Below are 25,154 nucleotides of genomic sequence, written 5' to 3' on the forward strand. Positions count from 1 at the left end.
CCTCAGCTGTTGAAGGTCGTCCGGAGACGTGATGCTGCTTCCATGAGGACGGCTAGCTTCTTGCAGAACGCGAAGCGCACGAAGGGCGTGCCCTGTTCCCGGTGGTCGTAGAAGACCGCGTTCGGTACGGCCACCACCCCGCACCGCTCGGGCAGTGCGCGGCAGAAGGCGAAGCCGTCGCTCTCGCCGAGCGGGCGGATGTCGGTGGTGACGAAGTACGTGCCGGCCGGCCGGTAGACCTCGAAGCCGGCGGCGGCGAGCCCCGCCGACAGCAGGTCGCGCTTGGCGCGCAGGTCGTCGCGCAGGTCGTCGAAGTAGCAGTCGGGCAGGCGCAGTGCCTCGGCGACGGCGTACTGGAAGGGGCCCGCCGAGACGTACGTCAGGAACTGTTTCGCGGCCCTGACCGTGGTCACCAGCTCGGGCGTGGCCGTCACCCAGCCCACGCCGCCGCCGGAGATGACCACGCCGATCATTCCCGACTCGTGGGGGACGAGACCGGCAAGGATGGCGGCCAGGGCGCAGGCGCCACTCGGTTCGGCTACGGCTTTCAGGTGCCTGAACGTGAACGTCATGGCGGTGGTGATGTCGCTGTCGGTCACGGTCACGACCGTGTGCAGGAGTTGGGAGTTGACGGCCCAGGTCAGGGGTGAGGGGCTGCTGTGTCCGAGGCCGTCGGCGATGGTGGCGGGTACGTCGCGGGCAGGGCGATGCGCTGGCCGCAGCGCAGGGACAGCAGGGTGTCGGCGCCTTCCTTAGTGGTCTGCGTCGTAAATCCTTCGAGGGTTGACTCCGGTGTCTGCGTTGTCCATGTCGTCTGCAGCTGGCCTACTGCAGATCGAGCAGCATGGTGTCGGCATGGTCCCGGCTCTCGACCACCCGGTAGCCCTCCGCGTAGTAGAGCGCGGCAGCAGGATTAGCGCGTTCCACGCTGAGGCTGACGGACTCCAAGCCGTGCTGTCGGGCGGTGTCGGCCAGCGCCCGCAGCAGCGCACGACCCACACCGCGCCCCCTCCAATCAGCGACAACGCCGATCGCCAGCTCGGGGATGTCGGCATGGACGAAGCCGTAGGCCGGCTCAGCCTCGGTGAAGAACCTCAGCCATGCCGCACCGACGGCGCGCCCGTCGGCCTCGGCGGCCACCACACCGAGGTCGGTAGCACGCGGCCACCCGTTGACGTAGCGCGCAACCTCCGGGGCTGCCAACGTGTCCGCTCGGCTCCGCCCCGGGTGACTGGGCGTGTTCGCCGCCTCAACGAGCATGTCCTGCAGGAACGATGCGTCATCAGTCATCGCCGCGCGGATCACGAAATCATTCATGGCCTCGAGTGTTGGAGTCGCATGAGGTTCACTGCAACCGAGTTAACGTTGAAAACCACCGCTGATGGATCAGGCTGCCGCACCGTGATCAATCCTCAGCACTCACCAGTGCTACGCAGTGCTAAATGTCGGGTGACGGCAGCTATACGAGAACGGGGCCGTCTGGTCAGATGCCGGGGGCGGTGAGGTGAACCCCGCAGGAGCAGTCGAGGGCGTCTTCGGGGCTGCCTGCAAGGCCGCCGGCGGGCAGCAGGGCGTCCTCGTAGCGGCAGCTGCTGGCGTAGTAGAGGGCGAAGCCCCATCTGCCGACGGCGCCGGTATAGCGCAGTCGCATCAGCTTGACCCGTTCGCCGTCGGCCAGGTCCGCCTCCACGTAGGCGAAGGCGCCGCGGTGGCGGACGTGCAGCCCCTTCATCTGCGGCCAGGCAGTGCGGGCACGCTCGCCCAGGCGCGCCTCCAACGGAGCCGGGTGTGTTCCGAAGGCGTGGGCATGGCAGCCATCCTGCCCGACGGGCCGGTGGCCGGATACGGAAGGCTATGGCCCGTCGTGATCCACTTCTCCCGATCGGCCCGCCTGCCTTGCCTGTTGCCGCAGCCCGCCCGATAGCCCTGCGCGCCGCCGAGCGTGAGCGGCTGAAGAAAATGGCCTATGGCCACAAGACCGAGCACCGGCTGCGGATGCGCGCAGGTGGTATTGCACGCGGCCAGGGGGCGCTCCAATGCGCGCATCGCCCGTGAGACGGGCCTGCACCTGGACACGGTTCGCTGCTGGCGCGGCCGGTTCGCCGCGCAGGGCCTGGCCGGTGTGAGCGACCGCGAGCGGTCGGGCCGGCCACCGTCGTACACGGCACTGCAGGTGGCCGAGGCCAAAGCGCTGGCCTGCCGCCTGCCCGCCGAGACCGGGGTGCCGCTGGCGCGCTGGTCGTGCCCGGAACTCGCCGCCGAACTCGCCGCACGCGGCATCACCGGCCTCGTCTCCGCCTCCACCGTGCGCCGCTGGCTCAGGGACGACGCACTCAAGCCCTGGCAGTACCAGTCCTGGATCTTCATCACCGACCCCGAGTTCCGGCCCAAGGCCGAGCGCGTGCTGGACCTGTACGCCCGCACCTGGGGTGGTGTCCCGCTCGGCGCGGACGAGTACGTGATCAGCGCGGAAGAGAAGACCTCCATCCAGGCCCGCTGCCGCTGCCATCCGACTCTGGCCCCGGGCCAGGCCCGGGCGATGCGGGTGAACCACACCTACGGCCGCGGCGGAGCGCTGGCCTACCTCGCCGCTTACGACGTCCACCGCGCGAAGGTGTTCGGCCGCTGCGAGCCGCGCACCGGCATCGACCCGTTCATGGCCCTGGTCACCCAGGTGATGAGCACCGATCCCTACGCCAGCGCGAAGCGGGTGTTCTGGGTCGTGGACAACGGCTCCTCCCACCGTGGCAAGGCCGCAGCGGACCGGCTGGCCGCGGCGTTTCCCAACGCGGTGCTGGTACACACCCCGGTGCACGCCTCCTGGGTGAACCAGGTGGAGATCTTCTTCTCAGTCGTGCAGCGCAAGGTCGTCTCACCCAACGACTTCACCGACCTCACCGAGGTCGAGAACCGACTCCGAGCCTTCGAAGACCGCTACAACGCCACGGCACAGCCGTTCCAGTGGAAGTTCACCACCTCCGACCTGGACGATCTGCTTGCCAGGCTCGACCGGCACACCGCCGATCACCCAGAAGAATCCTCCGCCGCAGTGGCAGCATGATCAACCCCCGAAGGATTTACGACGCAGACCACTTAGCCAGCAACAGCGGTTCTGTCTCCGCTCCATGCCCGGCGGAGTTCGCGGGAAGCGGCATTGCCTTCGCAATGCCGCAACGCCTCACGCTCCTGTGACCCAGTTCACAGGAAATGCGTCTCGCTATTCGAGAAGTCCGGCGCGGAAAGGCTCGCGCATTGCGCCGAAGGGCGCCGAAACGGCGCTTCTGTCAGCAGAAAGGGCTGGTGGAGGGCTGGTGGGACAAGAAATGGTCTAGACAACAAACAAGGCCCAAGTCGCTGACTTGGGCCTTCGTCGTGGAGCGGGTGACGAGAATCGAACTCGCGCTCTGAGCTTGGGAAGCTCATGTTCTACCATTAAACTACACCCGCGCGGAGCGCCCATGATCAGCGGCGCTTCCGTGGACACTCTACCCCATTGTCGACTCTCCGTGCTCGATGCGGCTGTTGGTCGGCGGGAGTTGGGGCGTAGCCTCCAGGCTCGGAGTGCCGCTTGGATGGCTGTCCCGTTGATCCCCTAATGTGTGGGCTCGTCCGTGTTTTTGGGGAAGGGGCCTGATGGACTTGATGGATCGCACCGTCGTCCGCTGTGCCGAAGGGCATGTGTTCAGTACTACGTCGTTCCCGATGCAGCAGCTTGACAACGGGCGGCTTGGGCCCGGGCGGCTTATTCGGTGTCCGCGTTGTGCTCGGTTGCGGCATGCCGTGCCCGTGTCCGTGGAGGGCGGGCGGCGCTGACGTAGGTGGTCGGTAGGGGCGCGCGGGGTTGCCCGAGTTGGGGTGGGCCCGCGCGTTCTGCGTATCCTCGGGGCGTGCTTCTCTCTGACAAGGACATCCGGGCCGAGATCGACTCCGGGCGCGTGCGTATCGACCCTTACGACGAATCGATGGTGCAGCCGTCGAGCATCGACGTGCGGCTCGACCGGTTCTTCCGCGTGTTCGAGAATCACCGTTACCCGCACATCGACCCTGCCGTCGAGCAGACCGATCTGACGCGGCGGGTCGAGCCGGACGGGGACGAGGCGTTCATCCTGCACCCTGGTGAGTTCGTGCTCGCCTCGTCGTACGAGGTCATCTCGCTGCCCGACGACATCGCCTCCCGGCTGGAGGGGAAGTCGAGCCTCGGGCGTCTCGGGCTCGTCACGCACTCCACCGCCGGCTTCATCGACCCCGGCTTCTCCGGGCACGTGACGCTGGAGCTGTCGAATCTCGCGACCCTGCCCATCAAGCTCTGGCCGGGCATGAAGATCGGGCAGTTGTGTCTGTTCCGGCTCAGCTCGCCCGCCGAGTTCCCGTACGGCTCCGAGCGTTACGGGTCGCGTTACCAGGGGCAGCGCGGGCCCACCGCCTCCCGTTCGTTCCTCAACTTCCATCGGACACAGGTGTGACGGACGTGGACGACATACGGGAGAACCTGACGTACGAGCGCTTCGGCAGTGCCGTGCGGGAGCTGGCGCAGGCCGTCGCGGACGACGGGTACGAGCCCGACGTCGTCCTGAGCATCGCGCGCGGCGGGGTCTTCGTCGCGGGCGGGCTGGCCTACGCCCTCGACTGCAAGAACATCCACCTGGTAAATGTCGAGTTTTATACGGGAGTTGGTACGACTCTCGCGATGCCGGTCATGCTGGCGCCGGTGCCCAACGTGGTCGACTTCTCCAACAAGAAGATCCTCATCGCCGACGACGTCGCCGACACCGGGCGCACCCTCAAGCTCGTTCACGAATTCTGTCTCGATCACGTCGCCGAGGTCCGCAGCGCCGTCATCTACGAGAAGACGCAGTCGCTGGTGAAGTGCGAGTACGTCTGGAAGCGCACCGACGAGTGGATCAACTTCCCCTGGAGCGTCGAGCCGCCCGTCGTGCGGCGCGCCGGGCAGGTTCTGGACTCCTGAGAGCAAGACGCCCCCAAAGGCCCGCCATCCTTAGGACGGCGGGCCGGGCGTCCTCAGATCGTGCCCAGCTTGATCAGTGACAGCAGCGCGATCAGCTGGATCGCCGACGCCCCCAGTGCCTTCGGCCACGGCAGGTCGTGCGACCTGCTCACCATCAGCGTGAACAGCGCGCCCGCCGCGATCCAGGTGATCCAGCCCACGATCTGCACCAGGGAGTCCTCGCCGCCCAGGAACAGCGCGAAGACCAGGCGCGGTGCGTCCGTGATCGACATGATCAGCATGGAGAGGCCGACCGTCGGCTGCCAGGCGCCGTCGCCGCCGAGCTGGCGGGCCAGGGTGTGGGTCACCGCGCCCAGGATCAGACCGCCGATCACGAAGGCCACGGCCGTCGTCAGGACGTACGGGATGGCCGTCGAGAGGGTGGCGTTGATCGCCTCCTCGCGGGCGCCGTCGAATCCGAAGATCGCGAGCAGGCCGTAGAGGAACGTCACGACCAGCGCCGGGCCCCAGACCGGGTAGTCGCGCATCTGCCAGAACGTCGCGTTCGGGCGCAGCACGATGCCGCTCAGCAGCTGCTTCCAGTGCAGCCGCGGCCCGGCCGGCGGTGCGGGCGCCGAGCCCGCGTGGTACGTCGCGCCGTCGCCGTAACCGTGCTCGTCCACGCTGAACTGCTGCGTGTGACCGGGGTTGTTGGCGTACGGGTCGGGGGCGCCGCCACCGCCGTGCTGCTGTTGGTTGTACGGGTCCCCGAAGTACTCGGGCTCGCCGTGCCCGCCCGGACCGGGGTAGCCGTAACCCCCCTGCGGGGGGCCGGGGTGGCCGCCGCCCGCCTGGGGCCACTGCTGCTGCGGAGGGCGCGGCTGTCTGCCGTACGGGGGTGCCGACTGCTGCCCGCCTCCGTACTGCGGAGGGGGCGCCGCCTGCCGTCCGTACGGCTGCCGCTGCGGTTCCTGCTGACGTGCGCGGTTGTCCCGGCCGCGTCCGATCCTGAATCCAGCCACGTCACCGAACGTACCCGCTTCGGGCGGGCGCGGGGCGGGAGGAGCTGGAACAGGCAAGCCTTTGCGGCCGAGCTGTGACATCCCCTAAGGGGACCCTGGGGGGCTTGCTACACCTGGGGCAGGGGGGCTTGGTTCACCCTACTTGAGGAAGATCGACGTGCTGAAGCTGACCACCGGGTCGCTCTTCCCCGAGCGGTACAGCGCGATCAGATCCTTCTCCTCGCCCTGGTGCGTACGCGTCACGATGAATTCCGCCGATTCCATGAGGTCCGTCGTCGCCTTGCCGTCCGCGCCCGGCAGTTTCGGCGGGGGCGGGAGCGCGACCGCCTTGAAGGTGTACGTGCCGCCCGCCTCGCCCGGTCCCCGCGGGCCGCCCAGCAGCAGCTTGCCCTTCGCGGCCTTGCCCGGCTCGTGGGTGCGGGTGGCGTGCACGAGGTCGTCGTAGCCGTCGCCGTCGGTGTCCGCCTTGCCCGCGGGGGCGTACAGGACCGGGCCGCCGCCGGGGACGGGGGCCGTGGCGGCGCGGGGCGCGCCCGCGCGGCTGAAGGGGCCGCGCAGATAGCTGACCTGGCCCGCGCTCGCGGTGACGGCGAGGTCGGGCTTGTCGTCGCCGTCGAAGTCGCCGCAAACCGGGTGGTCCGGCCACTCGTCGCCGTAGCGCGCCTTGGCGGGGATCTTCAGGACGACCGCCTTGCCCGTGATGCCGTCCGGGCCGCCGAAGAGGAGCTGGAGGGGGACGGGCGGGCGGCCGAGGCCGTCGTACGGCGGGTCCGTGCTCACGATCAGGTCGGCGAAGCCGTCCCCGTCCAGGTCGCAGCTCGCCGCCGCGTCGAAGGCGGCCGGGAGGACGCCGTCGGTGGGTGCGCCGTTGGCGGCGGGGGTCAGCGTCTGGCGTACGGCGGGGTCGACACCGCGCGGTGTGCCGGAGCCGTACACGATGCCGATGCCCGCGTCGTCGCCCTGGACCGCGTCAGGGGCCTTGACCAGGTCGTTCAGGACGAGGTCGCGGTGGCCGTCGCCGTTGAAGTCGGCCGGGACCTCGCTGCCGTCGCCGCGTGGGACGGGGCGCTTCGGTACGGAGGCGCGGTCGGCCAGGGGCGCGGTGTCGCCGTTCTTGACCCCGGTGCCGTCGGCGGATTCTCCGTCCGAGCCGGAGCCGCTGCAGCCTGTCAGCAGCAGGGCCAGTGCCGTACAGAGGCCGACGCCGGTCATCACCGCTGTCTTCGCGCCGGTGCCGTTGGTGCCGCCAGTACGTATGGGCACGACCCCCACCCGCCTCTTCCATCTCGTCACATGACATTCGCTGCCACATGATGCTCCAGTTCGGGCGTTGGAGTGAGGAAGCGGTAAGAAAACGGACCGATCGCGATCACCGGAGTCGGGAAAAGGCCGGACCCGCCCCCGAGGCAGGTCCGGCCTTCGTGTCCTCCTTAGGAGGGGGTTACGTCGCCGGCTCAGGCTCTGGCTCAGCCGCCCGTTCCGGGGAGTCCTCCGGGTCCGTGGGCGTCCGCACCGAGTCGAGCAGCAGCTGTGCCACATCCACGACCTGGAGCGATTCCTTGGCTTTCCCGTCGTTCTTCTTGCCGTTGACCGAGTCGGTCAGCATCACCAGGCAGAACGGGCACGCCGTCGACACGATGTCCGGGTTCAGCGAAAGCGCCTCGTCCACCCGCTCGTTGTTGACGCGCTTGCCGATCCGCTCCTCCATCCACATGCGCGCGCCGCCCGCGCCGCAGCAGAAGCCGCGCTCCTTGTGGCGGTGCATCTCCTCGTTACGGAGGCCGGGCACCTTCGCGATGATCTCGCGCGGCGGTGTGTAGACCTTGTTGTGGCGGCCCAGGTAGCAGGGGTCGTGGTAGGTGATCAGACCCTCGACCGGGGTCACCGGGATCAGCTTCTCCTCGTCGACGAGGTGCTGGAGCAGCTGGGTGTGGTGGATGACTTCGTACTCGCCGCCGAGCTGCGGGTACTCGTTCGCGATGGTGTTGAAGCAGTGCGGGCAGGTCGCGACGATCTTCTTCGAGGACTTCGGCTTCTTCGTCTCGGGATCGACCCCGCCGTCCTCGTCGAGGGACTCCCCGTACGCCATGTTCAGCATCGCCACGTTCTCCTGGCCGAGCTGCTGGAACAGCGGCTCGTTGCCCAGGCGGCGGGCCGAGTCGCCCGTGCACTTCTCGTCGCCGCCCATGATCGCGAACTTCACGCCCGCGATGTGCAGCAGTTCGGCGAAGGCCTTCGTGGTCTTCTTGGCGCGGTCTTCGAGCGCGCCCGCGCAGCCGACCCAGTACAGGTAGTCGACCTCGGAGAGGTCCTCGACGTCCCGGCCGACGACCGGCACCTCGAAGTCGACCTCTTTTGTCCACTCCAGGCGCTGCTTCTTCTGGAGGCCCCAGGGGTTGCCCTTCTTCTCCAGGTTCTTGAGCATCGTCCCGGCCTCGGAGGGGAACGAGCTCTCGATCATCACCTGGTAGCGGCGCATGTCGACGATGTGGTCGATGTGCTCGATGTCGACGGGGCACTGCTCGACGCACGCGCCGCACGTGGTGCAGGACCACAGGACGTCCGGGTCGATGACCCCGTTCTCCTCCAGCGTCCCGATCAGCGGGCGCTCGGCCTCCGCGAGAGCGGCTTCCGGCACACCGGCCAGCTGGTCCGTGGACGCCTTCTCCTCGCCCTCCATGGTCTTGCCGCCGCCCGCCAGCAGATACGGCGCCTTGGCGTGCGCGTGGTCCCGTAGGGACATGATCAGGAGCTTCGGCGAGAGCGGCTTGCCGGTGTTCCAGGCGGGGCACTGCGACTGGCAGCGACCGCACTCGGTGCAGGTGGAGAAGTCGAGGATGCCCTTCCAGGAGAAGTGCTCGACCTGCGAGACGCCGAAGACGTCGTCGTCGCCCGGGTCCTCGAAGTCGATCTCCTTGCCGCCCGACACCATCGGGCGGAGCGCGCCCAGCGCCGTACCGCCGTCGGACTCGCGCTTGAACCAGATGTTCGGGAAGGCGAGGAAGCGGTGCCAGGCGACGCCCATGGTGGTGTTGAGGCCGAGGGTGATGGCCCAGATCATCGTCACGCCGAGCTTGATCATGGCGGTCAGGTAGACCAGGTTCTGCAGCGTGCCGAGGCTGAGCCCCTTGAAGGCCAGGACCAGCGGATACGAGACCCAGTAGGCGGCGTCGTAGCTGTCGACGTGGTGCAGGGCGCCCTCAAGGCCGCGCAGGATCAGGATCGCCAGGCCGATGGTGAGGATCACGTACTCGACGAAGTACGCCTGCCAGGCCGTGGAGCCCGTGAAGCGCGACTTGCGGCCGGCCCGCGAGGGCAGGTTCAGCAGCCGGATCGCCATCAGTACGAGGATGCCGAGGGTCGTGGCGAGGGCGATGAACTCGACGTAGATCTCGTACGGCAGGAAGGTGCCGATGTACGGGATGATCCAGTCGGCCTGGAAGAGCTGGCCGTACGCGTTGACGATCGTCAGCCCGAGCGTCAGGAAGCCGACGGCGACGAACCAGTGCGCGAAGCCCACGACGCCCCAGCGGTTCATCCGCGTGTGGCCGATGAACTCCTTGGCCAGGGTGATCGTGCGCGCTCTGGGGTCGTCGGTACGGCTGCCGGCCGGGACGGGTGAGCCGAGCTTCACGAACCGGTAGATCTCGGCGCCGGCTCGGGCGATGAGCGCGACGCCGACCACGGTCAGCACCAGCGACACGATGATCGCGGCGAGTTGCATTGGGGGCTCCTCGGGCCTGCGAGGGTGGGAAGAACAGCACTGCGTCAGTGGGTGCCGACGCGTTCTACTAAGCGGTAACTTAATCGGTTTGTGCTGAGGGTACCCACTTATCCCGCCGCACTGTAGCCGCGCGGCCGGTGATCTGTGTCGCTCAGGTGGCCCTGAGCGGGGATCCGGGGCGCGGCAGCCTCGGCGGCGGCCTCCGCGTCGTACGGAGCGTGCGCCGCGGCGGCCGGTGTACGGGCGAGGATCGCCAGGTCGAGGCCGATCCAGTGGTGTTCCACGTAGTGCTGGTCGAGCAGCGCGGGCTCGTCCCACGGCCATGGCGAGCGGCGGCGCACCTGGGCGAGGCCGGTCAGGCCCGGCCGTACGAACTGCCGCCAGGGCGCGGCCGTCCTGGGGTCGCCGGGCGCGAGAGGCGCGGGGCCGACGAGGGACATCTCGCCCCGTACGACATGGGGCAGGCGTGACAGCAGGTCGAGCCGGTGCCGGCGGGTCGCGAGGGAGCGGACGGTGAAGACGCGACCGTCCAGACCGACGCGGCGTTCGTACGTGAAGGCGCCGCCGGGGTGCTTCGCGGACAGCGTGAGGGTGAGGGCGACGGCGGCCAGCAGCGGTGCGGTCAGCATCAGTAGGAGGGTGCCGAGCGTCAGGTCCAGGAGGCGCTTCGGGTCGAGATCCAGGTGCGGATTCAGGCGCGGATCCAGGTCCGGAACCATGGTGCCTCCCTGACCGTTGTAGCCGATATCGCGCCTTTTGCGAGCGCTTGCCGACCGATCGTGCCGCAGTGGGGGTGGGAAGTTCCGAAGGCGCGCGGACCTGCGGGAACCGCCTCAGGGCCGCCTGGTTTCCAGGCGGCTCCGGCAAATCGGACCGCACGATAGTTGAGTCTGGTCGACTCAGCTCTGTTGACGCATGAGGATCAGTCGTGCATCCTTGAGCCTGTTCCACTCAAGTCAGCTGGAGGAATCGAAATGGCACGTGCGGTCGGCATCGACCTGGGCACGACTAACTCCGTCGTCAGCGTTCTCGAAGGCGGCGAGCCCACCGTCATCACCAACGCCGAAGGCGCCAGGACCACGCCGTCCGTCGTCGCCTTCGCCAAGAACGGCGAGGTGCTCGTCGGAGAGGTCGCCAAGCGCCAGGCAGTAACGAACGTCGACAGGACCATCCGGTCGGTCAAGCGCCACATGGGCACCGACTGGAAGATCAACCTCGACGGCAAGGACTTCAACCCGCAGCAGATGTCCGCGTTCGTCCTTCAGAAGCTGAAGCGCGACGCGGAGTCCTACCTCGGCGAGAAGGTCGTGGACGCGGTCATCACCGTCCCGGCGTACTTCAACGACTCCGAGCGCCAGGCCACGAAGGAGGCCGGCGAGATCGCGGGCCTCAACGTCCTGCGTATCGTCAACGAGCCGACGGCCGCCGCGCTGGCGTACGGGCTCGACAAGGACGACCAGACGATCCTCGTCTTCGACCTCGGCGGCGGCACCTTCGACGTGTCGCTCCTGGAGATCGGTGACGGCGTCGTCGAGGTGAAGGCCACCAACGGTGACAACCACCTCGGTGGTGACGACTGGGACCAGCGTGTCGTCGACTACCTGGTGAAGCAGTTCGCCAACGGTCACGGCGTGGACCTGGCCAAGGACAAGATGGCTCTCCAGCGTCTCCGCGAGGCCGCGGAGAAGGCGAAGATCGAGCTGTCGTCCTCCACCGAGACCACGATCAACCTGCCGTACATCACGGCGTCCGCCGAGGGCCCGCTGCACCTGGACGAGAAGCTCACGCGCTCCCAGTTCCAGCAGCTGACGGCCGATCTGCTGGAGCGCTGCAAGACCCCGTTCCACAACGTCATCAAGGACGCCGGCATCGCGCTGTCCGAGATCGACCACGTGGTCCTGGTGGGTGGCTCCACGCGTATGCCCGCCGTCGCCGAGATCGTCAAGGAGCTGACCGGCGGCCGGGACGCCAACAAGGGCGTCAACCCGGACGAGGTCGTGGCCATCGGTGCCGCGCTCCAGGCCGGTGTCCTCAAGGGCGAGGTCAAGGACGTCCTGCTGCTCGACGTCACCCCGCTGTCCCTGGGTATCGAGACCAAGGGCGGCATCATGACCAAGCTCATCGAGCGCAACACCACGATCCCGACGAAGCGCTCCGAGATCTTCACGACGGCCGAGGACAACCAGCCGTCGGTGCAGATCCAGGTCTACCAGGGCGAGCGCGAGATCGCGGCGTACAACAAGAAGCTCGGAATGTTCGAGCTGACCGGTCTGCCGCCCGCCCCGCGCGGTGTGCCGCAGATCGAGGTCGCCTTCGACATCGACGCCAACGGCATCATGCACGTGGCCGCGAAGGACCTCGGCACCGGCAAGGAGCAGAAGATGACCGTCACCGGTGGCTCCTCGCTGCCGAAGGACGAGGTCAACCGGATGCGCGAAGAGGCCGAGCAGTACGCGGACGAGGACCACCGCCGTCGCGAGGCCGCCGAGACCCGCAACCAGGCCGAACAGCTCGTCTACCAGACCGAGAAGTTCCTCAAGGACAACGAGGACAAGGTCCCCGGTGACGTGAAGGAAGAGGTCGAGACCTCCATCGGCGAGCTGAAGGAGAAGCTCAAGGGTGAGGACACGGCCGAGATCCGTACGGCCACGGAGAAGGTCGCCGCCGTCTCGCAGAAGCTCGGCCAGGCCATGTACGCCAACGCGCAGGCCGAGGGCGCCGGCAACGACGCCCCGGGCACGGAGCAGGCCGGTCCCGCCGGCGGCACCGACGCCGCGGACGACGTTGTGGACGCCGAGATCGTCGACGACGAGAAGCCCAAGAAGGACGGTGCAGCGTGACGGAGGAGACTCCGGGTTTCGAAGAGGAGCCCGACGTCCCTTCCGGCGCCACCCCCGATGACGCCGAACCGAAGGCCGCCGAGCCGGACTCCGCCAAGGAGCCGGGCCCGGCGTCCCCGGCCGGGGACGTACAGCAAGACGCGACACAGACGGCGCTGATCGCACAGCTGGACCAGGTCCGTACGGCGCTCGGGGAGCGCACGGCAGACCTCCAGCGGCTTCAGGCCGAGTATCAGAACTACCGCCGCCGTGTGGAGCGGGACCGGGTCACGGTCAAGGAGATCGCCGTCGCGAGCCTTCTGACCGAGCTGCTGCCCGTGCTCGACGACATCGGGCGCGCGCGGGAACACGCCGAGCTGGTGGGCGGGTTCAAGTCGGTGGCGGAATCGCTGGAGACGGTGGCCGCGAAGATGGGCCTCCAGCAGTTCGGCAAGGAGGGCGAGCCCTTCGACCCGACGATCCACGAGGCCCTGATGCACAGCTACGCGCCGGATGTCACCGAGGACACGTGCGTCGCGATCCTCCAGCCTGGGTACCGGTTCGGCGAGCGGACCATCAGGCCCGCGCGCGTCGCCGTGGCGGAGCCCCAGCCGGGGGCCCAGCCCGGAGAGAAGGCGAAGAACGCCGACGAGCCGGAGACTGACGAGGAGAGCGGTGGCCCGGACGAGGGCTGACGTGCACGACGGCAGTGCGGTACGGACGGGCACGACGCATGACGGGCAGTGAGGAGGGACGTCGGGAATGAGTACCAAGGACTTCGTGGAGAAGGACTACTACAAGGTTCTCGGCGTCCCCAAGGACGCCACCGAGGCCGAGATCAAGAAGGCGTACCGGAAGCTCGCCCGCGAGTTCCACCCGGACGCCAACAAGGGTGACGTCAAGGCCGAAGAACGCTTCAAGGCGATCTCCGAGGCCAACGACGTGCTCGGCGACCCCAAGCGGCGCAAGGAGTACGACGAGGCGCGCTCGCTCTTCGGCAACGGTGGCGGCTTCCGGGCCGGCCCCGGCGCCGGTGGCGGCGGCGGATCCTTCAACTTCGACCTGGGCGACCTCTTCGGAGGCGGCCCCCAGGGTGGCGGCGGAGGGACGCAGGGCCAGGGCGGCGCCGGCGGCTTCGGCGGCGGGCTCGGGGACGTGTTCGGCGGCCTCTTCAACAGAGGCGGTCCCGGCACCGGTACGCGTACGCAGCCGCGCCGCGGCCAGGACATCGAGTCCGAGGTGACGCTCAGCTTCACCGAGGCGGTCGACGGGGCCACGGTCCCGCTGCGGATGTCCAGCCAGGCGCCCTGCAAGGCGTGTTCGGGCACCGGCGACAAGAACGGCTCGCCGCGGGTCTGCCCGACCTGCGTCGGCACCGGCCAGGTGTCGCGCGGCACGGGCGGCGGCTTCTCTCTGACCGACCCGTGCGTGGACTGCAAGGGCCGTGGGCTGATCGCCCAGGACCCGTGCGACGTGTGCAAGGGCAGCGGCCGTGCCAAGTCCTCGCGGACCATGCAGGTCCGCATCCCGGCGGGCGTCAGCGACGGCCAGCGGATCCGGCTGCGCGGCAAGGGCGCTCCCGGTGAGCGCGGCGGCCCGGCGGGCGACCTGTACGTGGTGGTCCACGTCGGCTCGCACCCCGTCTTCGGCCGCAAGGACGACAACCTCACCGTCACCGTGCCGGTCACCTTCGTGGAGGCGGCGCTCGGCGGCGAGGTCAGGGTCCCGACGCTGGGCGGTCCACCGGTCACGCTGAAACTGCCCGCGGGTACGCCCAACGGCCGTACGATGCGCGCCCGGGGGAAGGGTGCCGTACGTAAGGACGGCAGCCGTGGCGACCTCCTGGTCACCGTCGAGGTGGTCGTCCCCAAGGATCTCGGTGCCGACGCTCGTGACGCGCTGGAGTCCTACCGGAAAGCGACCGCGGGGGAGAACCCGCGGGACGAGCTGTTCCAGGCAGCGAAGGGAGCGTGACTCCAATGGACGGGGTCGGGCGGCGTCGACCGCACTCATCGTTCAACCGAGCCTTTGAGCTGACCGAAGAGTCGCCGGTGTACGTCATCTCGGTGGCGGCTCAGCTGTCGGGGCTGCATCCGCAGACCCTGCGCCAGTACGACCGGTTGGGCCTGGTCTCGCCGGACCGTACGGCGGGCCGCGGCAGGCGCTACTCGGCACGCGACATCGAACTGCTCCGCCAGGTGCAGCAGTTGTCGCAGGACGAGGGCATCAACCTGGCCGGCATCAAGCGCATCATCGAGCTGGAGAACCAGGTCGCGGCGCTCCAGGCACGCGTGGCCGAACTGGGCGCGGCGGTCGACGGCGCGGCGGCGGCGATGCGCCAACGCGAGGCCCAGGTCCACGCGTCGTACCGGCGCGACCTGGTGCCGTACCAGGACGTGCAGCAGACCAGCGCGCTGGTGGTGTGGCGGCCGAAGCCGAAGCTGTCGTCGGACTAGGGGGAAGACGGCCTTCCTTTGTCTCGCGCGACGGCGCCGGGGTGCGGTGGTTGAACGCCCTTGGAAAGACTGTCCGTCTCGGGGTCGAGCAGGCCCGACTGGACCAGCAGCGCGCCCAGGTGGGTGCGGCTGGAGGCGTTGAGGGCCGTCATCAGCTTGGCTATGTGGGAGCGGCAGGTGCGGACGCTGATGCCCATCCTGCGGGCCACCACCTCGTCGCTGGTCCCCTCGGCGAGGAGCCGGGCGATGCTCTGCTGAACCTGGGTGACCGGGGTGCGGGGAGATGTCGGCGTCAGATGTTCCGTCAGGGGGGTGCCCTGCGCCCACAGCACGTCGTAGACCTGGATGAGGTAGGTCACCAGGGCGGGGTGCCGGATCTCCAGGGCGGTCGTCCGTTCCGGGTCGGCGGGGATGAGTGCCATCTCGCGGTCGATGATGATCAGCCGCTCGACGGTCTGCTCGACGGTGCGTACCTCCAGCCGGTCGGCCGGTACCCGCGTCATGTAGTCCTTGAGGTGCGGGCTGTAGCGCGCCGGGTGCTGGTAGATGTGGCGCAGCCGGGCGCCTCGCTCGATGGCGGCGAGAGAGTTTCTGAGGCCCTGCTCCATGGACGTCTTCGTCCGGTTGCCGCCCGGCTGTGCCGTCAGGATCTCCGACGTGGCGGCGGCCGACGCGTCGCTCAGTACGGAGGCGATGAGCGGCAGTCCTTCGAGGACGGTGATGGAGAGGTTGGGGTCCCCGCTGGGTACGGCCGTCAGTGGTGCCAGGGAGTCGGCCAGGGCGGTGGTGAGTCGCACGCGGTCGTGGATCTCCCGGGTGATGGGCAGCAACAGATGCGCCAAGGCGGCCGACGCCGGTACGGGCCGCATCAAGGAGGCGTCCATGGGGTCCGGGTGCAGCAGGGCCATGTCCGTCAGACAGGGGGCGGCGGTCAGCTCGCCGCGGTCGATGCCGCCGTTGCGTAGGGCATCGGTATAAAGCCGCACGGCGTCGTCGCACAGTTCCCGATCGCCATGTGGATGCGTCAACTTTGGTCTGTTTCCTCCCATTTGGGTACCCCCCTTTTTCTGCAATGCAGGAAGATGGCGGTGGTGGGATTCTAACTACTGGGGGATCGTTGTCGGTGGCTGGGAGTGGTCGACTCCCGGAGCGTGGCGGCGTGCGGAGCGGACGGGGGTACGCGTCAGTGGTCCTGGTCCAGGATCCCTGACTGGGCGATGAGATAGCCGAGTTGGGCGCGGCTGCCACTGCCGAGCGTGGTGTTGAGCTTGGCGATGTGCGCGCGGCAGGTGCGTACGTTCATGCCGAGCCGGCGTGCGATCGCCTCGTCCACGTGGCCGTCGACCAAGAGTTTGGCGATGGAGCGCTGGATGCTGGTGATGCCGTCCATCTCCGGTGCGTACGACAACGGTTCGTCCCAAGGGGTCCCGTGGAGCCAGAACTGCTCGAAGACGCCGACGAGATACTGGACGAGACCTTCGTGGCGGAGTTCCAGCGCGATCCGGCGGTCGCTGCGGGCGGGGACGAACGCCACTTTGCGGTCGACGATGATCAGCCGCTCGATGATCTCTTCAAGGGTCCGCACCTCCACCCCGCGCGAGCCGACGCGTTCTACATAGGCCAGCGTGGACGGGTGATGGCGGGCGGTGTGCTGGTACAGGGTGCGCATCTTCACGCCTCTGCTGATCAGGGGGCGCACCCTGCGGAGCCCCTCCTCGAGGACGTCCGGTGCGCGCCCGCTGCCCGGCTGGACGGTGAGCAGTTCCTCGGTGCATTCGCTGGTGACGCGGTCCAGGGTGGAGTTGATGAGGTTCAGCCCTTCGAGCACCGTGATGGCATGTGTGGCCGAGGGATCCATGGCCGTGATGGTCATGAAGGGCTCGAAGGTGTCGGCCAGGGAGATCGCCAGCTGTCGGCGTTCCTGGATCTCCCGCTCGATGGGGTGTGTGAGCTGGTTCAGCGCGATCGCCGGAGGCACCGGACGGAGCCACTGGACCTCGTCGGGGTCCGGGCGCAGCAGGGCCAGGTCGAGCAGGCAGGGCGCCCCTTCCGCCTCTGACCGGGACAGTCGGCCGTGGCGCAAAGCCGCCGCGTAGAGGTTTTTTCCCACTTCGCACAGTTCGCCTAGCCCATGTGCGTGCCCCGAATTGCCCTGCTCTGACTCCATATGCCACCCCCTCAGGGTCCTGAATTACAGGAACATGATGCCCGTGCTCGCTGGTGGTTGCGTGAACTGTGAGCCATCGTCTTAGACGCGGGGGGAGGGATAGTGATCAGAATGGGGTGGAGATCGTCCATGAAGAGGATGGTTCGCACACTTTGCGCACTTGCTGTGGCTGCGCTCGGCGTTGTCGCGGTGAATGGTGAACCCACTTGGGGAACCGAGCCGGCGCACTCGGTGTCGGTTGCGATCGGTGAGCCCACTTGGGGAACCGAGCCGGCGCATTCCGTGTTGGCTGCACCCGGTGAGCCCACGTGGGACAGCGCTCCGGCGGACCTGGGCGCATGACCGTCCCGCCGGACGACAGGGTCTTTCGGCGGGAGATGGCCTCGGCCTACCGGTCCGGATGGCACTTCATCGATCTCGTCACGGCGATCCCACACCGTGGTGACTCGCTGATGGTCACCCTGTTCGGGGAGCCCGTGGTCGTCGTCCGCGAGGAGGACGAGGACGTCCGCGCCTATCGGTGCCTGAGGAAGCCGCGGGGAGCGCCGCAGCCGGTGCGCTGCGCGATTCGGTACGACATGATTTTCGTCAATCTTGACCAGCGTGACCACCAGCTGGTCGAACCACAGACCATTTCCGCCACCCCCCGCAGTGCCTGAGCGATTCCCCCGTCGTAGTAGATCGCTCCGGCACTTCCCCCACACAGCGGCGCCATCGTGGACCTGAAACGCGATGGCGCCGCTGTGCTGCCCGCATGCGGGCCGGCGCCATGGGCCAGGCATCCTCGGGGCCTTCATCGCCAGGCCCGTCATCCCCGGGCCCGTCATCCCCGGCCGAGCGCGCGGTCGACCGCGATCTCGATGACGATCCGGTCCGGGTTGGGCCTCGGTACGCGCTCGTAGCGCGCCGCGTAACGGCCTACGGCGTCCGCCACCCGATCGGCCTCCGTCCGCACCGTCGCGAGGCCTTCAAGCGTCGCCCAGCGTCCCCCGTGGACCTGGCAGACCGCGACCCGTGCGCCGTCGGGGCCCGCCGCCAGGATGTTGGCCACCTTTGTGGAGTCCTTGCCCGTGATGACACGTGCCAGCCGGGTCTCCGGCTCGTACGTCACACCCACCGGTACCACGTGCGGCGTGCCGTCCGGGCGGAGTGTGGTCAGGGTGGACAGGTGGCGCTCGTGCCAGAAGGCGAGATATTCGGGATCGGGGTCGCGTACGTCTTGGGCCATGCCGGAAGAATAGGCGCGTAATGGCCTTGAAGACGCGGGGTCCTTCGGTCTGAGTGGTGCGTGATTTCAGCTTGAGTGGGATAGACTCAACTTTACGTACGTCGGGTGGGTCAGGTTCATTCGGACGGGCCCTGTGCCAAGGAAGGTAGAGACCGCACGTGGACGCCGAGCTGACGAACAAGAGCAAGGACGCGCTCAACGCCGCCACCGCCCGCGCGGTGTCGGCTGGCCATGCCGACCTGACCCCCGCGCATCTGCTGCTCGCGCTGCTCGAAGGCGAGGACAACGAGAACGTCACCGATCTGCTTGTCGCGGTCGACGCCGACCAGGCTGAGGTACGGTCCGGGGCGGAGCGGCTGCTGGCCGCGCAGCCCAGCGTGCGGGGCTCCACCGTCGCGCCGCCGCAGCCCGACCGCGCGCTGCTCGCCGTCATCGCCGACGGTGCCAAGCGGGCGAAGAAGCTCGGCGACGACTATCTCTCCACCGAGCACCTGCTGATCGGGATCGCGGCCGAGGGCGGCAAGGCCGGAGAGGTGCTGGACCGGCAGGGGGCCGGGGCGAAGCAGTTGCTGGCCGCTTTCGAGAAGGCAAGGGGAGGACGCCGGGTGACCACTCCCGACCCGGAGGGCCAGTACAAGGCCCTGGAGAAGTTCGGCACCGACTTCACGGCCGCCGCGCGCGAGGGCAAGCTGGACCCGGTCATCGGCCGGGACCACGAGATCCGCCGCGTCGTGCAGGTGCTGTCGCGCCGTACGAAGAACAATCCCGTACTGATCGGCGAGCCCGGCGTCGGCAAGACGGCCGTCGTCGAAGGGCTAGCCCAGCGCATCGTCAAGGGCGATGTGCCGGAGTCCCTGAAGAACAAGAAGCTGGTCTCCCTGGACCTCGGTGCGATGGTCGCCGGCGCCAAGTACCGAGGCGAGTTCGAGGAGCGGCTGAAGACCGTCCTGTCCGAGATCAAGGAGAGCGACGGGCAGATCATCACCTTCATCGACGAGCTGCACACCGTCGTGGGCGCGGGCGCCGGCGGGGACTCCGCCATGGACGCGGGCAACATGCTCAAGCCCATGCTGGCGCGCGGCGAGCTGCGCATGGTCGGCGCCACGACCCTGGACGAGTACCGCGAGCGCATCGAGAAGGACGCCGCGCTGGAACGGCGCTTCCAGCAGGTGCTGGTCGCCGAGCCGAACGTCGAGGACACGATCGCGATCCTGCGCGGCCTCAAGGGCCGGTACGAGGCGCACCACAAGGTGCAGATCGCGGACGCCGCCCTGGTCGCCGCCGCCGCGCTCTCCGACCGCTACATCACCTCGCGCTTCCTGCCCGACAAAGCCATCGACCTCGTCGACGAGGCAGCGTCCCGCCTCCGTATGGAGATCGACTCCTCTCCCGTCGAGATCGACGAACTCCAGAGGGCGGTCGACCGCCTCCGTATGGAGGAGATGGCGCTGAAGAACGAGTCGGACCCCGCGTCCAAGCAGCGTCTGGAGAAGCTGCGCCGCGACCTCGCCGACCGCGAGGAGGAGCTGCGCGGGCTCGACGCGCGCTGGCAGAAGGAGAAGAAGGGCCTCAACCGCGTCGGTGAGCTGAAGGAGAAGCTGGACGAGTTGCGCGGGCAGGCGGACCGCGCCCGGCGCGACCAGGACCTCGACACCGCGTCCAAGCTGCTGTACGGCGAGATCCCGGCCGTGGAGCAGGAGTTGGCGGCGGCGGCCGAGGCGGAGGAGGAAGCCGCCAAGGACACCATGGTCAAGGACGAGGTCGGCGAGGACGACATCGCCGACGTCGTCGGTTCGTGGACCGGCATCCCTGCCGGGCGGCTGCTGGAGGGCGAGACGCGCAAGCTCCTCCGTATGGAGGCCGAGCTGGGCCGCCGGCTGATCGGCCAGACGGAGGCGGTCGAGGCGGTCTCGGACGCGGTACGGCGCACCCGCGCGGGCATCGCGGACCCGGACCGGCCCACCGGCTCGTTCCTCTTCCTCGGACCGACCGGTGTCGGCAAGACCGAACTGGCCAAGGCACTGGCCGACTTCCTCTTCGACGACGAGCGGGCCATGGTCCGCATCGACATGAGCGAGTACGGCGAGAAGCACTCCGTCGCGCGCCTCGTCGGCGCCCCGCCCGGCTACGTCGGCTACGAGGAGGGCGGCCAGCTCACCGAGGCCGTCCGCCGCAGGCCGTACAGCGTGGTCCTGCTGGACGAGGTCGAGAAGGCGCACCCGGAGGTCTTCGACATCCTGCTCCAGGTCCTCGACGACGGCCGTCTCACCGACGGCCAGGGGCGGACGGTGGACTTCCGCAACACCATCCTGATCCTCACATCGAACCTCGGCAGTCAGTACCTCGTCGACCCGGTCCCGTCGGCGGAGACGAAGAAGCAGCAGGTCCTGGAGGCCGTACGGACCTCCTTCAAGCCGGAGTTCCTGAACCGGCTGGACGATCTCGTGGTCTTCTCGGCCCTCTCCAAGGAAGAGCTGGCCCGGATCGCCGACCTCCAGATCGGCCTCCTCGCCAAGCGCCTGGCGGACCGTCGCCTCACCCTGGACATCACCCCGGAGGCGCTGGCCTGGCTCGCCGACGAGGGCAACGACCCGGCGTACGGGGCGCGTCCGCTGCGCCGGCTGATCCAGACGGCGATCGGCGACCGGCTGGCGAAGGAGATTCTGGCGGGCGAGATCGTGGACGGCGACACGGTACGGGTGGACCGGGCGGGCGACGGGCTGATCGTGGGACCGGCGACCACGGGTGGGCGGGAGGCGGTGTCTGAGGCCGGGTCGGGGTCGGGGGCCGGCGCGGGGGCGCCTTCTTTGGAGAAGACGCCGTAGCCCCCCGGCCGCGGGCCTCCGTCCGAATTGTCGACGGGGTGCAGGGTTTCCGGCCGGGGATCGCGGCTAGGGTCGTCGTCAGACAACGGCATGCCATCCTCAGGAGAATCCAGCGATGACCATCGACCCGTCCTCGATTCCGAATTTCGGGGCCCAGCCCCAACCGCAGGCTGCGGGCACGGCGGGCCCTGTCGTCCCCGACCAGGATCTGGTCAAGCAGCTCCTCGACCAGATGGAACTGAAGTACGTCGTCGACGACGAGGGCGACCTCGCGGCGCCGTGGGAGGAGTTCCGTACGTACTTCATGTTCCGCGGCGAGGGCGACCAGCAGGTCTTCTCGGTGCGGACGTTCTACGACCGGCCGCACGCCCTTGAGGACAAGCCGAAGATCCTCGACGCGATCGACGACTGGAACCGCCGCACGCTGTGGCCCAAGGTCTACAGCCACGTGCACGAGGAGGAGGGCGCCCCGACGACCGTCCGGCTCATCGGCGAGGCCCAGATGCTGATCGGCACCGGCGTCAGCCTGGAGCACTTCGTGTCGTCGACGGTCAGCTGGGTGCGGGCGTCGATCGAGTTCGACAAGTGGATCGTGGAGACCTTCGGGCTGACGCCGGCGGAGGAGAAGCCCGCCGAGGAGAAGCCTGACGGCGACGCCTGACGAAGGCGCCTGACGGTGCCTCACGGCGCCTGCCGGCGAGTGGTGCGGCGCCGCGGCTACAGCGGCATCGGCGCCACCGTCAGCAGATACGTCCCGTAGCAGCACGACAGCCCGGCGAGAGCCGCGATCAGTACGATCGCCGCCCTCGGCCGGGCTTTCGTGAGCGCGCACGCGAGCGGGAGCAGCAGCGGGAACGCGGGCAGCAGGAAGCGCGGCTTGGACTCGAAGAAGCTCCCGCCGCCGCCGATCGCGATCAGCAGCAGGACGCCCGCGTACACGAGCAGCGGCAGCGGTGGGCGGTTCTCCCGGTCCAGGAGCAGCAGCACGAAGAGCAGCAAGGCCGCGGCGACGATCAGCGCGGTCCCGGTGGAGGCGAGTTCGGCGGGCCCGAGGACGATGTCCCGTACGGCGCGCAGGGTGTCGGCGCCGAAGTCGAAGCGGGATCGCCAGCCGCTCTGGACGGCGAAGTAGCCGGAGAGCGGGTCACCGACGCGTACGCCCACCCAGAGCAGATAGCCGCCCCAGCCGAGCGGCGCGACGACGGCCGCCGCCCAGAGCCGCCAGGGCGCGTGTGCGCGGCGCTTCCACAGCTCGTACGCCACGGCCGCGCACACCGCCGCCGCGATCGCGACCCCGTTGGGCCGGGAGAGCCCCGCGAGCGCGGCCAGCGAGCCCGCCCACAGCCAGCGGCCGGTGAGCACCGCGTACAGGGAGAAGGCGGCGAGGGCGGTGAGCAGCGGCTCGGTGTACGCGATGGAGAACACGACCGCGTGGGGCAGCAGGCCCCACAGGAGCACCAGGACGGCCGCGGTGGTCCTGCCGTGCAGGCGTTCGCCGAGCAGATGGATGCCAAAGGCGGCGGCTGCGGCGGCAGCCCACGAGATCAGCAGGGCGGCCGTGCCGCCGCCGATCGGGAGCACGGTGGAGACGGCGCGTACGAGGCCGGGGTAGAGCGGGAAGAACGCGAGGTCGCTGTGGACGGCGCCGTCGGTGAAGTGGAGCGTGTGGCCGTAGCCCTGTGCCGCGATCCGCGTGTACCACGTGGAGTCCCAGGTCTGGGTGAGGAGTTGGCCCGGCGAGCGCCCGATGTGCTCGGCCCACAGGCAGAGCATCAGCAGACCGGTGAGCCGGGCGGCGGCGAACAGCCCGAGCGCGGGGACGGCGCGGCGCAGGGCGGAGGAGAGACGGGCGGCGCGGCGGCGGGGGGCGTGTGGGCGTGGGGTGACGGAGGTGATGGAGATGAACGTGACGGCCGGTGGGGCGGTTGGGCCGGCGGCCGTGGAGGTGACGGCGGGTTTCGCCGTGTCGAAGGCGTCGACTGGGTCGAGCGTATTGGCGGACAGGGGGCACCTCCGGGCGCGCGCGTGATCGGTCGGAGCCGACCCTCCGTGCCGCCGGCGAACCTCGCGACCGCTGGACGTCCGACCGGGTAGGAAGCGGCGCCGTACGAGGGGTGTGCGGGGCGCGGCGGCGTGTCGGCGTGACAGGTGGGGGTGGGGGTGCGGGGGTGGCTGATGCCCGCCGAGCTGGTGCGTGCGTGCGTGCGATCGCGAGCCGGAGGCGGGGGAACCACGGCCCCGGCTGGGGCTGGTGTGGCTGTGTGCCGCAGGGGGCGGCCACTGTCCGTTCCTGTGGGCGGGTGCTGTTCCTGCGGCGGGCCGCGTAGTTGGCGCGGGTGGGCGATCGTGTCGGTAGAGCTGGCGTCATCGTCGATGACGGTTGGGAAGTCACCGCCGAATGCGCCGTCCGCCGCTCAGATGCGGGCGTTCCTCCCAGACCGGCTACGAGCGGACGGTGTGGACGGCATCGACGCGGCCCGCGCCGTCCCGGCCCGCCCCGGCCCCGAGGGGATCAGTCCGCCTTGCGGAAGACCTCCGACAGCCTGTCCCCGCTGTCAGGCGACAACAACCCCGTACCGTCCGCCCCTTCGAGCCCGACCAGCACCGCCAGGTCCCGCCCGTGCACGTCCACCGCCGCCTCCACCAGTGACGCCAACGCCTCCACCGCCCCTCGCGCGCGGGACCTGGCCACCGCCGCGCAGCCCACCGCGATCAGGGCGGCGGGCCACCACCACGCGGCGACGACGAGATAGCCGAGCGACCACGCGCCGAGCCGTGCCGCCGCCGCGAAGGACGTGCGGGCGGACTCGATCTGGCGCTGGGCCGGTTCGGCGAGGATCAGCCACAGCCGTGGCCAGACGGCGGCGAGGTCGATGCCGTACGCCGCGTGGACGCGGGCCGCCGCGGCGGCGAGGCGGTCGCCGTACCAGGTGGGGCGGCTCGGCGGCACCAGGGCGATACGGTCGCGGGCCCGCGTGAGGCGTTCGATCTCGGCGGCCGGGGTGGCCGGGTCGCGGATCGCGTCGGTACGTTCGCGGTCGAGACGTTCCCACGCCGCGTGGCGGTCGCGCTGGAGGCGCCGTCCGAGGGGGAAGCGGCTCTCCCGCAGCCAGAAGCCCTCGACGGCGGCCCCGAGGAACTGCGCGGCCAGCGACAGCGCCGCGGCGAGCAGCAGGACGGCGGCCACCGCGACCGCCGCCGTGCCGGCGCGGTCCATGACCGGCCGCGCGGTCAGGTCGTCGAGTGCCTTGGTCAGCCGGTGGACGTCGTGCCAGTGGGTGTGCCCGAGGGTCGTGCCGGCGGCGAGGACGCCGAGGAAGAGCGCGCCGGGCAGTACGAGGAGGTTGAGCCAGCGCTCGGTGAGCTTGGTGCCGAGCGTGACCAGGAGCGGGTTCACCGGCGCGGGTACGCGGACGGAGTCGGGCTGCCGTAGCGCGTCGCGCTCGCATTCCTAGCCGCGCTCGCGCCCCGCCTCACGGTCTGTCCCGCGCTCCGTCTCACGCCTTGTCTCGCGCCCCGCCCCACGCTCATCCCGTCAGGTCCCCGCGCAGGCGCTCCTTGCGCATCTCTACGCCGTTGACCGCGCACGCGGGCGCCCGCCGCAGGTCCTTGGCCGGCTCGCGGCGCGTGCAGGGCACCGTACCGGGACAGAGCGCGACCTTGATCATCGGGCGGACGCCGGGCAGCGTGGCTGGTATGGCGGGGTACCCGAAGACCTCTCCCCGCAGATTGCCGAGCAGCCCCCGCGCGTCACCCGCCCTGCGCAGCGCCTCGTCCACCGCGCCGAAGGCGGCGTCCAGTTGGTCCGGCGCGGCGTTCGCGATCAGCAGGCGCCGTGCCCGCCCGACCGCCTCGGCGACCTGGCCGTCGGTGCTCAGCTGTCCGTCCGGGTCGTCGAGCAGCAGGCACAGAGCCGCGACGGAATCGGCGCGTCGGCGTTCCGCGTGCTCGCCGTCTGATGCTGTCAT

22 protein-coding genes, 1 tRNA gene and 3 pseudogenes are annotated in these 25,154 nt (G+C 69.3%); 11 read left to right on the plus strand and 15 right to left on the minus strand.

What is annotated here, in order from left to right; all coding sequences use genetic code 11:
* Nucleotides 1–2: 2 nt before the first annotated feature.
* From ACIBLA_RS06600 to ACIBLA_RS06615, 4 genes and pseudogenes are all read right to left on the minus strand, one after another.
* A pseudogene (locus tag ACIBLA_RS06600) lies at nucleotides 3–452 on the minus strand (aminotransferase class I/II-fold pyridoxal phosphate-dependent enzyme); the annotation flags it as partial.
* 12 nt (nucleotides 453–464) lie between these two features.
* Nucleotides 465–722, minus strand: a pseudogene (locus ACIBLA_RS06605) (pyridoxal-phosphate dependent enzyme); the annotation flags it as partial.
* 103 nt (nucleotides 723–825) lie between these two features.
* Nucleotides 826–1,317 (minus strand): GNAT family N-acetyltransferase, encoded by a 492-nt coding sequence (locus tag ACIBLA_RS06610; protein ID WP_399197965.1) that lies wholly within the window; start codon nucleotides 1,315–1,317, stop codon nucleotides 826–828.
* A 166-nt stretch (nucleotides 1,318–1,483) separates the two neighbouring features.
* Nucleotides 1,484–1,777, minus strand: coding sequence for a hypothetical protein (locus ACIBLA_RS06615; protein ID WP_399197966.1), 294 nt, complete (start codon nucleotides 1,775–1,777; stop codon nucleotides 1,484–1,486).
* A gap of 189 nt (nucleotides 1,778–1,966) precedes the next feature.
* Here ACIBLA_RS06615 and ACIBLA_RS06620 point away from each other — a divergent pair, with 189 nt between their 5' ends.
* On the plus strand, nucleotides 1,967–3,061 hold the full coding sequence (locus ACIBLA_RS06620; protein WP_399197967.1) for an IS630 family transposase: 1,095 nt from the start codon (nucleotides 1,967–1,969) through the stop codon (nucleotides 3,059–3,061).
* Between the two features lie 312 nt (nucleotides 3,062–3,373).
* On the opposite strand, the gene ACIBLA_RS06625 is transcribed toward ACIBLA_RS06620, so the two are convergent.
* Nucleotides 3,374–3,447, minus strand: a tRNA-Gly gene (locus ACIBLA_RS06625).
* A gap of 186 nt (nucleotides 3,448–3,633) precedes the next feature.
* Between ACIBLA_RS06625 and ACIBLA_RS06630 the strand changes: the two genes are divergently transcribed.
* From ACIBLA_RS06630 to ACIBLA_RS06640, 3 genes are all read left to right on the plus strand, one after another.
* Entirely contained in the window at nucleotides 3,634–3,813 is a 180-nt protein-coding gene (locus ACIBLA_RS06630; protein WP_363240392.1) for a hypothetical protein, read from the plus strand.
* A 74-nt stretch (nucleotides 3,814–3,887) separates the two neighbouring features.
* Nucleotides 3,888–4,463: a dCTP deaminase gene (dcd, locus tag ACIBLA_RS06635; RefSeq protein ID WP_363240391.1), complete on the plus strand. Its 576-nt coding sequence runs from the start codon at nucleotides 3,888–3,890 to the stop codon at nucleotides 4,461–4,463.
* Nucleotides 4,464–4,468: 5 nt separating this feature from the next.
* Entirely contained in the window at nucleotides 4,469–4,966 is a 498-nt protein-coding gene (locus ACIBLA_RS06640; RefSeq protein WP_399197968.1) for a phosphoribosyltransferase, read from the plus strand.
* Nucleotides 4,967–5,019: 53 nt separating this feature from the next.
* Here the strand turns inward: ACIBLA_RS06640 and ACIBLA_RS06645 are convergent, their stop codons facing one another.
* The 4 genes from ACIBLA_RS06645 to ACIBLA_RS06660 all read right to left on the minus strand — a co-directional run bounded on the left by ACIBLA_RS06645 (nucleotide 5,020) and on the right by ACIBLA_RS06660 (nucleotide 10,410).
* Nucleotides 5,020–5,967 (minus strand): Yip1 family protein, encoded by a 948-nt coding sequence (locus tag ACIBLA_RS06645; protein WP_363240389.1) that lies wholly within the window; start codon nucleotides 5,965–5,967, stop codon nucleotides 5,020–5,022.
* A gap of 138 nt (nucleotides 5,968–6,105) precedes the next feature.
* On the minus strand, nucleotides 6,106–7,230 hold the full coding sequence (locus ACIBLA_RS06650; protein ID WP_399197970.1) for an FG-GAP repeat domain-containing protein: 1,125 nt from the start codon (nucleotides 7,228–7,230) through the stop codon (nucleotides 6,106–6,108).
* 178 nt (nucleotides 7,231–7,408) lie between these two features.
* Nucleotides 7,409–9,691, minus strand: a complete 2,283-nt coding sequence (locus tag ACIBLA_RS06655; RefSeq protein WP_399197971.1) for a heterodisulfide reductase-related iron-sulfur binding cluster — start codon at nucleotides 9,689–9,691, stop codon at nucleotides 7,409–7,411.
* A gap of 107 nt (nucleotides 9,692–9,798) precedes the next feature.
* Nucleotides 9,799–10,410: a sugar transferase gene (locus tag ACIBLA_RS06660; RefSeq protein ID WP_363240386.1), complete on the minus strand. Its 612-nt coding sequence runs from the start codon at nucleotides 10,408–10,410 to the stop codon at nucleotides 9,799–9,801.
* A 255-nt stretch (nucleotides 10,411–10,665) separates the two neighbouring features.
* On the opposite strand from ACIBLA_RS06660, the gene dnaK reads away from it, so the two are divergent.
* From dnaK to ACIBLA_RS06680, 4 genes are all read left to right on the plus strand, one after another.
* Nucleotides 10,666–12,531 (plus strand): molecular chaperone DnaK, encoded by a 1,866-nt coding sequence (gene dnaK, locus ACIBLA_RS06665; RefSeq protein ID WP_363240385.1) that lies wholly within the window; start codon nucleotides 10,666–10,668, stop codon nucleotides 12,529–12,531.
* A complete protein-coding gene (gene grpE, locus ACIBLA_RS06670) occupies nucleotides 12,528–13,205 on the plus strand; it encodes a nucleotide exchange factor GrpE (RefSeq protein WP_363240384.1) in 678 nt (225 codons plus the stop codon). Before dnaK ends, grpE begins: the two co-directional genes overlap by 4 nt.
* A 67-nt stretch (nucleotides 13,206–13,272) precedes the next feature.
* Nucleotides 13,273–14,484: a molecular chaperone DnaJ gene (gene dnaJ / locus ACIBLA_RS06675; protein ID WP_399197972.1), complete on the plus strand. Its 1,212-nt coding sequence runs from the start codon at nucleotides 13,273–13,275 to the stop codon at nucleotides 14,482–14,484.
* Between the two features lie 5 nt (nucleotides 14,485–14,489).
* Nucleotides 14,490–14,966: a heat shock protein transcriptional repressor HspR gene (locus tag ACIBLA_RS06680; RefSeq protein WP_356587483.1), complete on the plus strand. Its 477-nt coding sequence runs from the start codon at nucleotides 14,490–14,492 to the stop codon at nucleotides 14,964–14,966.
* Here ACIBLA_RS06680 and ACIBLA_RS06685 read toward each other — a convergent pair.
* Both ACIBLA_RS06685 and ACIBLA_RS06690 read right to left on the minus strand, forming a co-directional pair.
* The gene (locus ACIBLA_RS06685) at nucleotides 14,963–16,015 is read right to left on the minus strand and encodes a LuxR C-terminal-related transcriptional regulator (protein WP_399197974.1); all 1,053 of its coding nucleotides are present in this window, start codon (nucleotides 16,013–16,015) and stop codon (nucleotides 14,963–14,965) included. The two genes, ACIBLA_RS06680 and ACIBLA_RS06685, sit on opposite strands and share 4 nt — an antisense overlap.
* Before the next feature lie 134 nt (nucleotides 16,016–16,149).
* A complete protein-coding gene (locus ACIBLA_RS06690) occupies nucleotides 16,150–17,133 on the minus strand; it encodes a helix-turn-helix transcriptional regulator (RefSeq protein WP_363240381.1) in 984 nt (327 codons plus the stop codon).
* Nucleotides 17,134–17,471: 338 nt separating this feature from the next.
* On the opposite strand from ACIBLA_RS06690, the gene ACIBLA_RS06695 reads away from it, so the two are divergent.
* The gene (locus ACIBLA_RS06695) at nucleotides 17,472–17,792 is read left to right on the plus strand and encodes a hypothetical protein (protein WP_023539836.1); all 321 of its coding nucleotides are present in this window, start codon (nucleotides 17,472–17,474) and stop codon (nucleotides 17,790–17,792) included.
* A gap of 164 nt (nucleotides 17,793–17,956) precedes the next feature.
* On the opposite strand, the gene ACIBLA_RS06700 is transcribed toward ACIBLA_RS06695, so the two are convergent.
* Complete coding sequence (locus ACIBLA_RS06700; RefSeq protein WP_363240380.1) at nucleotides 17,957–18,361, minus strand: TIGR03618 family F420-dependent PPOX class oxidoreductase; 405 nt, start codon at nucleotides 18,359–18,361, stop codon at nucleotides 17,957–17,959.
* Nucleotides 18,362–18,519: 158 nt separating this feature from the next.
* On the opposite strand from ACIBLA_RS06700, the pseudogene clpB reads away from it, so the two are divergent.
* Both clpB and ACIBLA_RS06710 read left to right on the plus strand, forming a co-directional pair.
* Nucleotides 18,520–21,099, plus strand: a pseudogene (clpB, locus tag ACIBLA_RS06705) (ATP-dependent chaperone ClpB); the annotation flags it as partial.
* 202 nt (nucleotides 21,100–21,301) lie between these two features.
* Complete coding sequence (locus ACIBLA_RS06710) at nucleotides 21,302–21,847, plus strand: YbjN domain-containing protein (RefSeq protein WP_363240379.1); 546 nt, start codon at nucleotides 21,302–21,304, stop codon at nucleotides 21,845–21,847.
* A gap of 56 nt (nucleotides 21,848–21,903) precedes the next feature.
* On the opposite strand, the gene ACIBLA_RS06715 is transcribed toward ACIBLA_RS06710, so the two are convergent.
* The 3 genes from ACIBLA_RS06715 to ACIBLA_RS06725 all read right to left on the minus strand — a co-directional run bounded on the left by ACIBLA_RS06715 (nucleotide 21,904) and on the right by ACIBLA_RS06725 (nucleotide 25,154).
* A complete protein-coding gene (locus ACIBLA_RS06715; RefSeq protein ID WP_399197976.1) occupies nucleotides 21,904–22,959 on the minus strand; it encodes a hypothetical protein in 1,056 nt (351 codons plus the stop codon).
* A 739-nt stretch (nucleotides 22,960–23,698) separates the two neighbouring features.
* Complete coding sequence (locus ACIBLA_RS06720) at nucleotides 23,699–24,583, minus strand: hypothetical protein (protein ID WP_399197977.1); 885 nt, start codon at nucleotides 24,581–24,583, stop codon at nucleotides 23,699–23,701.
* Nucleotides 24,584–24,713: 130 nt separating this feature from the next.
* Nucleotides 24,714–25,154, minus strand: coding sequence for a hypothetical protein (locus ACIBLA_RS06725; RefSeq protein ID WP_399197978.1), 441 nt, complete (start codon nucleotides 25,152–25,154; stop codon nucleotides 24,714–24,716).

Origin of the sequence: Streptomyces sp. NPDC050433 (assembly GCF_044458565.1) — a bacterium.
GTDB lineage: Bacteria > Actinomycetota > Actinomycetes > Streptomycetales > Streptomycetaceae > Streptomyces.